Genomic DNA, 12904 nt, shown 5'->3' with positions numbered 1-12904 from the left:
GCCGGGCATACTCTTCCCGACGACCAACTCATTGCAAAGGCCAAGGCTATGATGATTCAGGTCGCTCAGTTCGGGATGGACCAGACCAACAGTGCAGCGATGTCTGACCGGTTGTCGGCCGATGAGGTGATACAATCCGGAATGTCGGGATAGAATAGCGGGAAGGCGAACAACCACCGCCGGGGCAGCCTTGCGCAACCGAGCGGGCAATAGTTCCATGCAGACCGATCGAAGAGCATGCGGATCGACGAGCGCTCGGTGGGCGTGAACTCATCCGGCGGCCTTGCTCCCGGTACGGAGCCAGCACCGCGCAGACGAATTTTCGGGATTACCAGCCAAGCCCACCATGAGCATATCCCCTTGCTGATTGGGAAAGTGACGGCATTGCGGAACTTCGGATCGCCGCCGCGCTTAATCCGGCGAAGGAGTGATCCGATGAACGCGACCAAAGAGTTTTTTGAAACCTGGCTGCAGGAGAATGTCGGCACTCTTGCTGGCAAAGAGGAAGTGAGCTTCGCCGTGCTGGTCCAGCAATTCGAGCAGGATGCCGAAGCGGCCGGTTATGGTCGCGAGGTGCGTGAGGACGAGCTCGGAAACATTGAAGATGCGATCGAGCAAGCGCTAAAGAACGCCCGAACTGGCGTGCATGGTGACGCCGATGGCGAACCCACCGACGTGGCAGCCCTCATGGATGCGCTGGAGGTCGAAGATGCCAAAAGCGGGCCGTAGGCCTTACCAGATTAGCTCTATTCGTTTGTCGAAGTTGCCGGGGTAGCCCTATGGAGCAGTTTCGCAAGGACATGGCCGCCTTGGCAGAGCCAGCTTTCTGGGTGACGATAGGTTTGCTTCTGGTCCCGTATGCGCTTGGAACGGTGCTGCTCGTTTGGACCTGCGGCTGTCTGTAAGTTTGCTACTGACACACCCGTAGCGGTTCAACGGCCCTAACGCCCGAATTCCCTACAATACCGAGCTGATGCGCTTGCGGGGGCCCTGTGCTGCAGCAAAGTCTGAACGATCTCGTCGCGAGAAAAGTTCTCGTCGACACCGGGCTCCTTTGCTCCTGGTAACAATATCGCGCTGACAGCTTTTTGCGAGAGGGGGGAAGGCCGCCGTTCATGTTCAGGCGACCACGCTATCTGCGCTCTCATAGTTCCAGCTACGGCCCTCCAACACAATGCTCCGATCACGCGCCTGAGCATCCGCGCATGCCCCTACATCGAAAATAGCCCTGCAGCTTGCGAGTTGCCTTGGAACACTTGTGTCATATCGAAGTTCGGCCTCGTAGGAGAACAAAGATGGCCATCACACAAGCTCCCACCGACAACCACCAGCCGGGCGAGAAACCGGAACATGCAACCGAAACCTCAATCAAAGCGGCGATAGACCAGTTTAGGGCGGGACGCAGGTGCAAAATGGCACTACGGGCGACAAGAATCGGGGCGAGGCACTGAGATGCCGCGGATCAATCATGACGGTCGCAACGAGAATACCACATTAGCTGCAGCACTCATTATCGACAAGGAACGTGCTGAGCGCGCCGCCAAGACGGCGCGGTTGAAGGAGGGTCGCCTCGCACAAGCCATCACGCCCGGTCCCAGCCAACGCAAGCCGCGTGTCACCAAAAAGGTTCGCAGGATTTTTGTTGCTGGCTAGGAGGTGTCCGTGACTCGCAATCACGACAAGGAAAGATACGACCGCGCCAAACGTATCAGCCAAGAGATGCTGGACGCTGAACGAGCCGAACGCGCCGAGAAGACGGCGCGGCTGAGACAAGCAAGGCTTGCACAGCATCCGGTGAAGTCACCGCCGGCGCAGCCGCGAATGCATCGCAAACCCATCCCGGCTCTCAAAAAGAGGAGCCGTAAGGTGATTGAATTCTTTTAGGCTCTCTCGCTCGCCTACAGCACCATGCAGGAACACCGTCCGGACTTAACAGGCCTGGCGCAGGGGCTTTCACGACTTGCTCCAGCTCGATCCGTGCACATGCTGCCCTTTGTTGGTTCATCCCCCCTGCAGTTCGTGAATCCGGCGCCATGCTCGAACTTGCATAGGTTAATGACCTCTTCCCAGAAACGAGTCATGCATGGGCTTGCCGCCCAGCATCTGCGGCCTTGATTTAAGTCGAGTCAAAGGGGCGTACATGACCTACGACACCGCCAGTGATCAACCTATCTATCCTGAAGGGTTGAGATTGCTGGAATCGGTCCTAAAGAAGCTTTGCGGGGAAGCAGAGATTCAACTGATCTCTTACAACGCCGAGCAGATTGCTGCCGAGCTTATAAAATTGTTCCAGAGTGGCATGGAAGATGAAACGGTTCTGCTTGTCATCATGCGGGCGCGGCTGCGAAAGAGGCCGGTCTTGGCGGTCGGCTAGTCCTTCTTACCGTCAGTCCACGATCCACGGCGCGGCGTTCAACGGCGACTTGCGAGCGTCTTCAGCGTACGATGCCACACGATCTCGCGGAGACTTCTGCATCTCCGCCACCTCGCCATCGTCAGAGCTGCGAGCGTAGCGTGCTGGAAAAGTAGCACGAGTGGGAGATGGGAGGCAGCAACGCTGCCTGAGGTTTGATGGTCACGCGCACACCCGCTGCATCCTTTTCGACACCGCCGCGTTGAGGTCAAACCTGCCAGAAATGTTTGATCCGCTGGCACAATGACTGGAGCGGCTAATGCCGAAATTTCGCTTCGAGTTTATCGAGGGCATGTCGCAGCCTGCAATCTTTGCCGATATGGCTGATCGAGATGAGGCTGTCAGAGAGGCGAAGCGCACTGCCAAGGAGGCCATGCTCGACGGAATTGTCGATGGCGTGGACCCGACCAGTTGGGTGACGAAGGTTTATGATGAGGCAGGCTATCTCGTCGCTACTCTCGGATTCCACGATCTGGTCGCCGCGCCCAAGGATACGGAAGAGCTCAAGGAAACAGAGGAGCCTGGCGTCTTGCGATCGGGTTGAAGCCTGGTTTCTACGCTGTTGCCATCGAGCAGATGTCCCGAAGACCGCCCTTTGAACATTGCACGAACCAAATCGTTCGCCGGTGATGCGCCGCACCATGCACGACAGACACGTCAGCCGACCGACCGCCGAGACCGAAGATGTCCTGATCGTTGGAGGCGGGCCGGCGGGACTGACCGCCGCTCAATATCTTGCCCGTTTTCGCCATCGCGTGCTGGTGATCGATGCCGGCGATCCTCGTGCCGCCTTGATCCCAACGAGCCATAACTGCCCTGGCCTTCCCGAAGGGATAAGTGGAGCCGAAATTCTGGATCGCCTTCGACGTCACGCCACCTTGTATGGAGCCACTCTGGTTGGAGGGCAGGTCTATTCCCTCGCCGCTGCCTATCGGGGGTTCGTCGCTGAGACCTCGGTCGGCGCAATCCGGACACGCAAGGTGTTTGTGGCGACAGGGATCACCGACACGACACCTGTCATTCCGCGTCTACGCGAGGCAATTGCCGCAGGTGTCGTTCGACTCTGCCCTGTATGCGACGGGTATGAGGCGATCGACCAGAAGATTGCGGTCATCGGGCACGACGAGAGAGCCTTTAAAGAGGCCATTTTCCTCAGTCGGTTTACACCGCTCATAACGATGCTTGGGAGCGACGCATCCGACTTTTCGCCCAGCACTCGTCGTGCGGCGAGGGCAAGAGGCATAGTCATCGGTGACGCCCTCGATACGCTCTGCCCGACAGCAGACGGTTGCGAGGCGATTTTAAAAGATGGGACGTCATCCCGCTTCGATGCCATTTATCTGGCACTGGGGTGCAAGGTACGTTCTCAACTCGCCGAGGCGGTAGGCGCAAGATGTTGTGAAGAGGGCTATGTCACAGTCGACGAGCATCAGCAGACTTCCATCCAAGGCATGTACGCCGTTGGTGACGTTGTCAAAGCGTTGAACCAGATAGCCGTCGCTTTTGGACAGGCTGCCATTGCCGCGTCGCATGCCCATAGAGAGCTTGAGAGCGCCGAGCGGACTGGATTTGCAGATCAGCCTTCTCAACGGACATGAAGATCACGCGGCTGATCGAGCTCTTGGCTGCCTTGATGGCGCGTATCAACGTCTCGACCCGGCCGACAAGGAGTAACTGGCCGAGAATGTCGATCCCCGAAAGATCATGATACTCCCAGCGACAGTTTACAGCCGCGGAACATTCACTGCGGTACGAGGTTTGGCTGCAGGCCTACAATCCTCCCTCATTGTCTGGGCCTTGAGGCTGTCGAAGCAGCTTCGGCCCGTCTCGGCTTTGTCCGGGGCGGGCTTTCGTGGCTGTAGCAACTCGGCTCGCCAAGCCATTCTTTCTGTCCAAGATCATAAGTGCCATTTCTCAACTGCAACGCACAGAAAGCCCAGAAATTCCCGTCAAGGAAGAGGTTTTCCGGATATAGTTGAAGGAGATCACACGTAAACCGGTAAAAGGCCGTTGCTGGCTCGGTCCGGACGAGCTTCTTTGTTTAGTGTCCGAAAAACGCGCGGAACATTCTTTCTTATCCAGCGTTAGCGCGCGCCGGACGACCCGTTCTGCGATCTCTTGTTGGCCGGCGTCAGAGGCTGCAATCAAGCTTCAGCCCGTCTCGGCCCCTCTAGAGACGGTGACGCACGGGAGTTGAGATGCGATGCACAGAGACGCCTTCACCCCATCAGAACTTGCCCTGCTCAGTCGCGTCTTCGCACGCAGCAAAATTAAAAACGAAACCGCAACCGAGAGGGAACGGCGCGCATCACGTATTCTGGCTTACTACCAAGCGGGAATCACGGATGAGGATGAGCTGGAACAGCTTTCTCGCCAACCGCTGGGACGGTGACGGCTAGTCTTCCTTCTTCAGAGCTTCCGCCTCGTCTTTGAGCTTCGGCCAATCGGCTCCATGCTTGCGAAGCAGCGTTCGGGCCTGCCTGGGGTCAATTTCCGTGACCTCGACAAGATGTTCGACCTCAAGCTCCTGGCCTTTCGCAACCCGGCTTGCATTCGCTTTTCTTTGCACGTCGACACCCACTGCTGAGACAACATGAACGAGCGCTGAGAATGCGCGTTCCAGAACTTCGTACAAAAATACGCGACACCGATTAAAAATCGGTCGGATGGGCCATGTATGAGACGGGCCATGACCTGCTGCTGTGCCTTGCCGGTTTTTTTCCATGTGGGGGAACCCGAGCTTGTTCGCCGGTCGAAATGGCGGCGGCATCTTCGGGCGATAGTCCGATCACGCGGCGTTCCTCGCCGCTCATGCCATTCGATGTGCCGGCACTCGGCAGCATTCTGACGTAGCAAGTCAGGCACGTCATCTCATCAACTTGATCTGAAGCGAGATGCTCAGCCTCAGAATCCTGTCGCCGTTTTCGTTCCGCACTTCAACAAATACTTGCTGCCCGTCCACCTCGGTAAGCACATCTCTCGTAAGGTCGATAAGGCCCTCGAAGCCCGCGCGGCGCACCTCCTCCAGACCGGCACATTCGATGCCGATTTCGTCCTCGATGACCACGTCGTGATCGCCACTATCAAAGAAAAATCGTGCCATCCGAGAGCTTCCGTCACCACTAAGCTGCGGGGTTCCTTTGGTGCAGGTAGGTCGTGTCGAAATCACCTGCACGAGTGAGGCCGGGCCAATCAAGAACATGCACTCTTGACCCCGTCGTGGCGATGAGGCCCCTACGTCGAAGTTCCTGAAGCATTCGGTTGACGTGGACTGTAGACAAGCCCAATGCATCGCCAAGTGCTGCCTGGGTAATGGGAAGATCCGCGACGTGATCCTGGATGCGTCCAACCGAGCGCAAGCGAAAGATCAGTTCGCACAAGATGTGAGCCATGCGCGTATAGGCCTCGCGTCTTCCCACATTCGTTACCCATTCTCTGTAAATCGCTGCATCGATCAGCGTCGACCGCCAAAAAGCCGTCGCGATTCGAGGATGCTGTTCGCAAATGGCGCGAAGAGCGTCATGTCGCATGAAGCCCAGTCTGGCTGCTGTCAGGGTCGTAAAATTGCAATCCATGACCGACAGATGCAGTCCGTGCAGATCGGGAATATCTCCAGCCACAAAGAAGGATGTAATCTGCCGTTTGCCATCGCCGGTAAGTTTGGTTGAACCGAGCAGGCCATCCAAAACCACGAACGAATTGACAGGGCGGTCACCCTCACGCACCAGGTCGTAGTTGGCCAAAAAATCCTTCTCCTGAATCTGGATGCCTTTCAAAACCTCGATATCGCCCTCTCGGAGATCCGAGATGCTCTGGAGCTTGCGAATAAGTACATCCAAGGATGAGGTGGGTGACAAATTGGCTACCTAGCTGATGTTGATTATCGAACTTGCATTCGCTTCAAAAGTTCCGGGTAGCCGTAAAGAGGCGCCGGACTGATGGTCGGCAGTTGGGAACTCAAGACGCGAACGCACCCAGGACCTCAGTGCCCAGCGCCAGAGGGTTGAGGCCCGTTCGGTTGCTCGCTTGGGGTGCGGCAACGCTCCCGACGTGAATATGCCGCACCCTTAAGGGAGCCGCCCGAGCCGCGCATTAACCTATGACATAGGCTGGGTTCGAATTTTTGACGTCACATCAGGGGCTCCAGCTCCGTTGAGCCCGCGAGAATTCCGCACAAGCCACAAGAAAGAATGCGGCAGGCCAGAAAGGGGTGATAATCCCTTGGCCATCTCGCGTTTGGCTTGCGATTGACACGCACCCAAGCCGAGGCAACGCGATATGTGATTATGCGATAGCCGAAGGGAGATAGCGAATGAAGAAGACCTATCAGGAGGCTCATTTTGACAAGCGTGAGCGACTGTCGGCGGTGAGGGCTTCGCCCGGCTCATCGCCCCTCAGCTCGGGGCCGACTGACTAAAGGCCGCACTGATCGGTACTACAAAGGAAGCTTGTTGGGCCGGCCCTTCTCCAAGTTACCTGTCTCTCAAGGCCCCTGCCTCCCGGTAGCGGGCTTTTGCATTGCTGGTTCCCCGGGCCGGGAAGTCCGCCACATTGCGTGGAACATGCCGTATCGCGGGGAACATTTTAGCAAACTGTAAATTCAACGGTCTTCTGGTAGGAGGCCAATGTGTCCCGGCGAAGCGTCGACAAAGACCGATTGGAGCGCGCAGACCGTGAGGCAAAGATTGCTAACGCGGCCGAGAGAGAGGCGCGAGATACAAAAACTGCGCGACTTCGAGAACAACGCCTTGCTGCCGAAGCCAAGGCTTCGCAATCATTCAAGAAAGGTCGATCCAAGGGCTAGGTCGCTTACCCGCTGACGCTCGCCCCGACGCGCGCAAGTGGTGCGGGCCCGTCCAAACGTGAGGTGCGTGCGATTGCGAATTTTTCTTGGAACCGTCTTTTCGCAGCGAAGTTCGGTACCGAAGGGACATTCCAATATGGAGTTGATCATGAAACAGGTTCTTTTGGCTTCAGCCATTATGGTACTGTCAACTGGCCTCGCTGTTGCGCAATCGACCACCACGACCACAGGCGGATCGTCGACCTCGACGACCCAGACAATGCCGAGCACTACGACCGATCAGGGAACGGATTCGACCACCACGAGTGGAACGAACTCTAACTCGAACTCCGCCAAGGACTGCGCTCCAGGTCAACAAACTGGCAGCGCCAAGCAGGCCGCGCCAGGTCAACAGGATACCGATGCTAACTCGGCTGCTCCTGGCCAGATGAAAAAGACCACGGAAGGCTGCTGACGTGTCTTGGAACTGTTGCCCTGTTCCAGATTGATGCAAAGGGGTCGACTCTCAGGGTGTAGCCGCTCTCGAACGCCCGTCGTGCTAGGTCGGCACGGCGGGTCGATACCAGACCAAGGTCTTGTCGTTTCGCGGCGAGTCGCCCTCGAGGTGTGCCGTGTTGGTTCACCCCAGGTGGCACCTGCTTTGCACCGCCCGCGACAGCAGGGGAAACCAACACCCCAGCGAGTCCCATTATCCCAGGGACGGCGCGCCGCTGCCGCTAATGGGACGGCGGGCTTTTTTCTTATTCCATGAAACGAAAGGTCATTCCGTAAGTTGGCTTCCCAAGGAGGAACCAATGAAAAAGGATGGCGACGGCCGTGTGAAGAAGGGCAATGAGCAATTGCTTGCCCGACGTTTGTCTGAAGAAGTCGGCATTTCGGAGCCGGATGCGCGCGGTCTGATCAAGCTTATCGGCACGGATTGGAATTCGCTGCTTCGTGAAGCCCGATTTTTGAAAGAGCGGCATTAGAATGCTCCTGCCTGTCGTGACTAAATTATTATTCAATCGACTCTCGCCAATATGAGCGTAGTCTACTCTCATCGGCGGTAGTTTCAGGGCACCGCCGGCTGTGAGCGAAGAACATGCTTCCGCCCCAACGGAGGAAGCCATGACCGCTCCCGCTACCATCGGCGTTGCAAATCCCGAAGAACTCGCCCTCCTACAGCAGGTGTTTCAGCGGGCCTGCAAAGAGCGTGCGCTAGCAGAAGGCAGCGTCGAGGCCGAGGCACTGAGCGCCCGTCTGATGTGGCTGTTCCAGCACTCCGGAGCCTACTTCGATGAAGCTACTTTCGAAGAGATGCTGCGGGGTGAAGGCTGATGAGCCGCGCACCTTATCTGGACCGCCTGGATGATCTTATTCGCCAGCACAAGGAGCTTTCTGCGCAAGGGGAGATCCTGCGGGCGGAATGTCGACTGAGTTGCTATGTCTTGGAGGAATCGGCCGATGACCTACGGGGAATAGTTGGCAGGGCTTGGGACGCCAGAGTAGCACGGCTTCGCCGTGATACTATTCGGTCCGGGAACGTGATTACCGTTGCAACTCGGGTATAATAGCGCCATGTTCACAACAAGTCCTCCAGGCTTAATTGTAGCATTTCCCTTGTGCCGGTAGCGTATGCGTCAGGTCATTCGGCCCACGCTTGTGTCCAGTTAAGGTCGGCACGGTCACTCAACCCGAGCTTGGTCCGCTTGATCCTGCCGACTCCCTTACGCGAACGCTTTTTGTCGCACTGAGCCAGAGCTCCGATGCATTTGAAGCACCCTTGAGCACCTCGTGTGCTTGTGAAAGCAACGTCTGCTCCTGCGATCGGGTGGAAAGACGCCGGCGCACGTCGCGGAACAGAACCGTGTGCCTGACGTTGTGCCGAGATCGAGGTCTAGGAGAAACGGCATGGTTGCGCCACGCGCGGTGTGGAAGGGCTTTCTGAGGGTCGTTCCGTGTCATGCGGGGTGAAGATAGTTGGTGCCACAAGTGAGGCATCCAAGATCCACTTCAAGATTTTGAACCGCAAGGACGGTTTACCCGTCAAAAGCGCCTATGTCGATGAAGAGACCGGCGATGTTGTCGAAGCCGAGGATCAGATCAAAGGGTATGAGGCGGACAAGGGTGATTTCATTCACGTCGAGCCGGACGAGATAAAGAAACTGAAACTGACGTCGCAGCATACACTTGACGTCGATTCCTTCGTTCCGGTTGCCGAGATCGACACACGTTTTCTGGAGAAACCATACTATTTGATCCCGGCAGACGGTGCCTCTCTGGAGGCCTTTGCCGTCCTGCGCGATGCGATGGCCAAGAAGCGCGTTGCGGCACGCTCCTGCGTCGTACTCTATCAGCGCGGGCGCGAAGTGTTGATACAGCCCCTTGGAAAGGGGATGTTGCTGACCGAGCTACGGACCCACAATGAGATGACATCGGAAGACACCGTCTTCAATGACGTGAAAAGCCCAAAATTCGATTCGGAGTTGCTGGAAATCGCGGAGCTTCTCATCGACAAGAAGGTAACGAAGTTCGATCCTTCGAAATTCGAGGACACTTACGAGGATGCGTTGATTGCCATGATCGACGCCAAGCGCAAGAGAAAAAAACCGCCGAAACCAGCGCCGAAACCCAAGGAGAACGTGGTCGACTTGGCCTCAGTTCTCCGAAAGAGCCTTGCGAAGGAAGGCATCGCCCAAGCCCGACCAAAAACCAAGAGCCGCAAATCAGCATAGTCAAAGATAGCGATCACCATCGCTGCGGTGCTCAAAAGAACCAGTGCAATTGCAGTGCTAGGTTAGGCGGCGGACTGGCTGTGAGCAAAGTCGATGCCGGCGCCGAAGCAATGCGCGATGAACTGGCGCAGGGCCAACGGCCGCTGATCTTCAGGCCGTGAGCCCAGCCTCACGCCTCAAACGTTGAAGCCGTTCGCTCGGCACTCGACGCCGTGCATGCTGCCCGTCGGAGGCGTGAGCCTTGACCGTGCCTTCATCTACAGTGACTGGCAAAGGTACGATCATCACCTCCGGCGCCATATCCCCCCATACAGCTTGCGGCTTGCTCGGGACTGCGACTGATTCATGCCGATCGTCGGTGCGTTGCGATGGCACTCGGTAGGAAGGGTCTGCCCGGATCACCGGCTCCAGATCGTGGGGGAAGTTCGGCGCATGGACGGGCAGTGCTTCGGCCGAATTTTCGCCCTTTTGAGTGATGGCCGGAAGCATTTCAGCGATCTCGATCAGGATATCTTTGACCAGATGTCTCATCTGTGCGCCCGCCCGCTGCGGCCATTGCTATGGCGATCAAACTTGTGGAGGCAACCAATGTTCCCGCTTGAAGCGAATGACGGGCTTTACCGGGAAAGATCGGCGGAGCGGCTCCTGCGATACTCCAGGCGACGTCGCTGCGATCCTCTCGCCTGGCATGATCGATGTCGGAAAGTCGAATTTGAACGTACTGTTCCTTGCCTTCGTCGGAGCGGTGGATGATCCGATGACGGCTGTGTGCCTCGCCCCCCGACTTCCCTTGCCAGCTTCTTCCCTGGCTGCTGTCTGGCCTCCGGTGGGTTCGATCGGGAACAAAGGCTCGACCATCCGGTTTGGTACCATCCCGTTAAGCACAAGACTAATGTGCAGCCTGACGGATGAGAGACGGCTGCCGGATTGCTATGGCTGTTCCCGATCTGCATTCGGCAGCCGAGATTGAGCCCAAATGCCCTAGGAGACTTCGCATGAGCGAAGCAGGACACAGCGCAGGCAATGAGGTGACTTCGATTACGGGCACGTCGCCGTTCGCCAGTTTTTTCATGGCTGGCTTCGAGTGCTCGTCGCACCGGCGCAAGGACGGCGTTCGCCTCGATCTTATCCGCGCGACGTCGCATTATTTGCATGCCCTGGGCGACTACCGCGGTTGCGCCGAACTCGGTCTTCGGACCATCCGCGACGGCTTGCGCTGGCACCTCATCGAAACCGCTCCTGGAACCTATGACTGGTCAAGCTGGACGCCGATGGTCGAAGCAGCGCAATCGGCAGGTGTCCAGATCATCTGGGACATCTTCCACTACGGATCTCCCGACCATGTTGATCAGGGGTCGATGCATTTCATCGATGCCTATGCCTCGTTCGCCGCGGAAGCTGTGAGGGTTCATCGTTCAATCGCCGGTACAGCGCCTCTGTTGTGCCCGATCAACGAAATTTCGTTTTTCGCCTGGGCTGTTGAGGTCGGCTATTTTCCGCGCGTCGGCCCGAAGAAGCGGGGTTGGTTCAAGCGGCACCTCGTGAAAGCAGCAATAGCCGGCGTTCGCGCGATGCGGGAGGTCGATCCCGCTTGCAGATTCGTCTGGGCCGAGCCGCTTATCCACATCGCTCCTCGCGACCGGACCCGCACCGAACGGCGCCGGGCCGAAAATGCCCGTCAGGGACAGTTCGAAGCTTACGACATGCTGCTGGGCCGGGCCGAACCTGAGCTGGGTGGGAGCGAAGATGCCGTCGACGTCGTTGGCTTGAATTTTTATCCACACAATCAGTGGTACCTAAACGGGCCGACGATTCCGATGGGGCATCACGAGTACCGTGCCCTATCGGAGATGCTGATCGAAGTCGCGCATCGATATAGCAAGCCTATGTTCATCGCCGAGACCGGCTCCGAGGGGTCTGGCGGGCCGGCTTGGCTCCATTATGTCTGCGACGAGGTGCGTGCCGCAGAAAGCCTCAAAGCCCCGATCGAAGGTATCTGCCTTTACCCGGTAACCGCCTATCCGGGCTGGGACAATTCGCGGCATGCGGAAGTGGGATTGTTTTCAGTCGTCCAGGCGGACGGCAGCCGACACATCCGCAAGCCCGTCGCGGACGAATTGGCCCGCCAGCAAGCTTTGTTCGCGGCGAACCCGACGCGTTAAACACATGAGCTGCACGAGGGACTGCGCGAGCGCCTGTCGGCCCCGCGCCGATGCTCCTGGGTCCAGGTGGGGGAGCTACAGCGCCCCTTCGGCCAACGACGCATTCACCACGCCCGCCCATTCCGGGACGCTCTTTTGAATGCGTGCGAAGGTTGCCAAGGCCTGCCCGACCACCTGATCCATGTTGTAGTAGCGGTAGGTTGCCAGGCGGCCGACAAACCACACGTCGGGACAGGTTGCGGCGAGCGCTTCGTAGCGCTTGTAGAGCTCTTCGTTTTCGGCCCGCGGCACCGGATAGTACGGGTCCCCGATATCGGTGGGATATTCGTATGTCAGGCTGGTCCGCACGCTCCGTTGGCCGGTCAAATGTTTGTATTCGGTGATGCGGGTGTAATCTTCCGTCTGGGGGTAGTTGACGACGGCAACCGGCTGAAACTGCTCTTGGTCGAGTGTGACGTGCTCGAAACGGAGCGAACGATAAGGAAGACGCCCTAGCTGCCAGCCGAAATATTCGTCTATCGGGCCGGTATAGATCAGGCGGTTAAATGGTATCTTGTCACGAATTTCGCGGAAGTCGGTCTGCAGCATGACCTTGATGTTCGGGTGATCGAGCATGCGCTCGAACATCCTCGTGTATCCGCCGGCAGGCATCTTCTGGAAGCTGTCGCTGAAATAGCGGTCATCGCGGTTGGTCCTGGTCGGCACTCGTGCCGTCACTGATTTGCTCAGCTGGTTCGGATCGACGCCCCATTGCTTCCTTGTATAGCCACGGAAGAACTTCTCGTAGAGCTCGCGTCCCACGGTGCTGACG

16 protein-coding genes and 1 pseudogene are annotated in these 12904 nt (G+C 57.6%); 12 read left to right on the top strand and 5 right to left on the bottom strand.

Annotated elements, in window-relative coordinates; all coding sequences use genetic code 11:
- The first annotated feature begins 237 nt into the window (after positions 1-237).
- From EOC06_RS41660 to EOC06_RS04285, 7 genes are all read left to right on the top strand, one after another.
- Positions 238-729: a hypothetical protein gene (locus tag EOC06_RS41660; protein WP_245469325.1), complete on the top strand. Its 492-nt coding sequence runs from the start codon at positions 238-240 to the stop codon at positions 727-729.
- A gap of 723 nt (positions 730-1452) precedes the next feature.
- Positions 1453-1653, top strand: coding sequence for a hypothetical protein (locus EOC06_RS04310; protein ID WP_128307171.1), 201 nt, complete (start codon positions 1453-1455; stop codon positions 1651-1653).
- Positions 1654-1662: 9 nt separating this feature from the next.
- A complete protein-coding gene (locus EOC06_RS04305) occupies positions 1663-1884 on the top strand; it encodes a hypothetical protein (RefSeq protein ID WP_127266467.1) in 222 nt (73 codons plus the stop codon).
- A gap of 256 nt (positions 1885-2140) precedes the next feature.
- A complete protein-coding gene (locus tag EOC06_RS04300) occupies positions 2141-2374 on the top strand; it encodes a hypothetical protein (RefSeq protein WP_128307170.1) in 234 nt (77 codons plus the stop codon).
- A 298-nt stretch (positions 2375-2672) separates the two neighbouring features.
- On the top strand, positions 2673-2957 hold the full coding sequence (locus EOC06_RS04295) for a hypothetical protein (protein WP_127318130.1): 285 nt from the start codon (positions 2673-2675) through the stop codon (positions 2955-2957).
- A 97-nt stretch (positions 2958-3054) separates the two neighbouring features.
- Positions 3055-4011: an NAD(P)/FAD-dependent oxidoreductase gene (locus tag EOC06_RS04290; protein ID WP_245469324.1), complete on the top strand. Its 957-nt coding sequence runs from the start codon at positions 3055-3057 to the stop codon at positions 4009-4011.
- 605 nt (positions 4012-4616) lie between these two features.
- Positions 4617-4805: a hypothetical protein gene (locus EOC06_RS04285; RefSeq protein ID WP_127296097.1), complete on the top strand. Its 189-nt coding sequence runs from the start codon at positions 4617-4619 to the stop codon at positions 4803-4805.
- A 3-nt stretch (positions 4806-4808) separates the two neighbouring features.
- On the opposite strand, the gene EOC06_RS04280 is transcribed toward EOC06_RS04285, so the two are convergent.
- The 3 genes from EOC06_RS04280 to EOC06_RS04270 all read right to left on the bottom strand — a co-directional run bounded on the left by EOC06_RS04280 (position 4809) and on the right by EOC06_RS04270 (position 6270).
- The gene (locus tag EOC06_RS04280; protein ID WP_164898455.1) at positions 4809-5048 is read right to left on the bottom strand and encodes a hypothetical protein; all 240 of its coding nucleotides are present in this window, start codon (positions 5046-5048) and stop codon (positions 4809-4811) included.
- Positions 5049-5279: 231 nt separating this feature from the next.
- Complete coding sequence (locus EOC06_RS04275) at positions 5280-5516, bottom strand: hypothetical protein (protein ID WP_127266472.1); 237 nt, start codon at positions 5514-5516, stop codon at positions 5280-5282.
- Between the two features lie 19 nt (positions 5517-5535).
- Positions 5536-6270: a Crp/Fnr family transcriptional regulator gene (locus tag EOC06_RS04270; protein ID WP_127331628.1), complete on the bottom strand. Its 735-nt coding sequence runs from the start codon at positions 6268-6270 to the stop codon at positions 5536-5538.
- 1095 nt (positions 6271-7365) lie between these two features.
- Between EOC06_RS04270 and EOC06_RS04265 the strand changes: the two genes are divergently transcribed.
- The 4 genes and pseudogenes from EOC06_RS04265 (at position 7366) to EOC06_RS04250 (ending at position 9931) form a co-directional block, all read left to right on the top strand.
- Positions 7366-7671 carry a hypothetical protein gene (locus tag EOC06_RS04265; RefSeq protein WP_127266474.1) on the top strand — a complete coding sequence of 102 codons (306 nt, stop codon included), beginning with the start codon at positions 7366-7368 and terminating at the stop codon, positions 7669-7671.
- Positions 7672-8011: 340 nt separating this feature from the next.
- On the top strand, positions 8012-8185 hold the full coding sequence (locus EOC06_RS04260) for a hypothetical protein (RefSeq protein ID WP_127266475.1): 174 nt from the start codon (positions 8012-8014) through the stop codon (positions 8183-8185).
- 139 nt (positions 8186-8324) lie between these two features.
- Positions 8325-8534 (top strand): hypothetical protein, encoded by a 210-nt coding sequence (locus EOC06_RS04255; RefSeq protein WP_127266476.1) that lies wholly within the window; start codon positions 8325-8327, stop codon positions 8532-8534.
- Positions 8535-9107: 573 nt separating this feature from the next.
- Positions 9108-9931 (top strand): annotated as a pseudogene (locus EOC06_RS04250) (Ku protein).
- 150 nt (positions 9932-10081) lie between these two features.
- Here the strand turns inward: EOC06_RS04250 and EOC06_RS04245 are convergent.
- Positions 10082-10462 (bottom strand): hypothetical protein, encoded by a 381-nt coding sequence (locus tag EOC06_RS04245; protein ID WP_164898457.1) that lies wholly within the window; start codon positions 10460-10462, stop codon positions 10082-10084.
- A gap of 464 nt (positions 10463-10926) precedes the next feature.
- On the opposite strand from EOC06_RS04245, the gene EOC06_RS04240 reads away from it, so the two are divergent.
- Positions 10927-12093 carry a beta-glucosidase gene (locus EOC06_RS04240; protein ID WP_128307168.1) on the top strand — a complete coding sequence of 389 codons (1167 nt, stop codon included), beginning with the start codon at positions 10927-10929 and terminating at the stop codon, positions 12091-12093.
- Positions 12094-12168: 75 nt separating this feature from the next.
- Here the strand turns inward: EOC06_RS04240 and EOC06_RS41655 are convergent.
- Positions 12169-12904 (bottom strand): UDP-galactopyranose mutase (locus EOC06_RS41655; RefSeq protein WP_281062022.1); only part of this gene is annotated, 736 nt, incomplete at its 5' end.

Origin of the sequence: Mesorhizobium sp. M7A.F.Ca.MR.362.00.0.0 (assembly GCF_004023175.1) — a bacterium.
Taxonomy (GTDB): domain Bacteria; phylum Pseudomonadota; class Alphaproteobacteria; order Rhizobiales; family Rhizobiaceae; genus Mesorhizobium.
The sequence above is the reverse complement of the archived record's forward strand: the minus strand, read 5'-3'. Positions and strand labels throughout refer to the sequence as shown.